This window comes from Moraxella sp. I5G, assembly GCF_055193055.1.
This window is the reverse complement of the sequence record NZ_JBUXLH010000040.1, coordinates 1-1,262: the sequence shown is the minus strand read 5'-3', so window position 1 is coordinate 1,262 and position 1,262 is coordinate 1. Positions and strand designations below refer to the sequence as shown.

Annotated in this window: 2 protein-coding genes; both read left to right on the top strand. The window is 33.1% G+C overall.

Annotation, left to right across the window (positions count from 1 at the left end; all coding sequences use genetic code 11):
• On the top strand, window positions 1-533 hold a 533-nt coding region (locus ACZBKJ_RS09850), incomplete at its 5' end, for a hypothetical protein (RefSeq protein ID WP_463200918.1).
• Window positions 534-542: 9 nt separating this feature from the next.
• Complete coding sequence (locus ACZBKJ_RS09845; protein ID WP_463200916.1) at window positions 543-1,073, top strand: SMI1/KNR4 family protein; 531 nt, start codon at window positions 543-545, stop codon at window positions 1,071-1,073.
• Window positions 1,074-1,262 lie beyond the last annotated feature (189 nt).

The following is a 1,262-nucleotide window of genomic DNA, read 5'->3' as shown; positions in this document are numbered from 1 at the left end:
TGGAGAATAAAAAAGGAGAAAATCCCTTTATTAATAATCAAGGTTCTCATAAGGGAGACCCTAATAAAATAAGTATTGCTACTGCCACCGTTACTACCAAAGATGGCACAACCATTCACTATCTAGCAGTCAGTGGTAAAAGCTGGAGTGGTCATGCCCCTGATAAAGTAACCATTCATGGTAAAGAATATCAGGTGCTAAGAGATGAGACTTATACAGGTAAAGTATTATCAGATGGTTCAAAAGAAAAAGTATTACCTGATAAAGATAATTTATTTATTCGTGGCAAGCTACAAAAAAATGGTAATCATGCTGAAAAGAAAATCATGAGCCATATCACCCAACAAAACCAAAATAGTACCAATATTGATAGCATTCAATTAAATATTCAAAACACATCAGATGAATTTAAGGGTGCTTGCTATGGCTGTGGCGGTCAAGATGGTATGGGCGGTACCATCCAAGACTTTAAAAATCTAAACCCAGACATCACCATTCACATTGAACATGGTTCAACAAACACCAGTCCCTAGGAGTAGTTTATGAGTAATTTAATCCAAACCCTATTATCCATCAAAAGCCCTTATGATAGTTTTATTGATAGACCTGAGTTGATAGAAGGCTATACCGAAGATGAAATTAAGCAAATAGAACAAAAATACAATTTCCCGATTCATGGTCAATTTAAAGAATTTTTAATGATGATGGGTAAATGTTCGGGTGGTCTGGTTGCTGGTAGTGAAATATATATATATAGCACAGGTACTGAATACTCTTTTGGAGAACAAGCCAGGATAGACTTATATAATGATCCAGATTGCAAATATTTTATTGATACTATAGGTAATGTTGTTGAAAGAAAAATGATTAGTATAGCAGGTATCAATGAACATATTATTGGCTATTTTATGTTAGCAGCAGACAAAAATGATATTGTCTATGAATGGGATACCAATGAAGATACTGTTAGAGAATTTGGTACCCTATTTGATTTTTTAATTTGGCATAGAGAAAGTATATACAGAACTGTTGTTAAAAATCCAAACTATCCTATGTATGGAAAATTACTTTAAATTTTATATGTTATAAATAACTATGAGTAATCTAATCCAAATCCTACTATCCATCAAAAACCCACGCAACAACTTCATCGAACGCCCTGAACTAATTCAGGGCTATACCGAAGATGAAATCAGATAAATTGAACTAAAGTATGATTTTCCAATTCATGGTCAATTTAAAGAATTACTAATGACGATGGA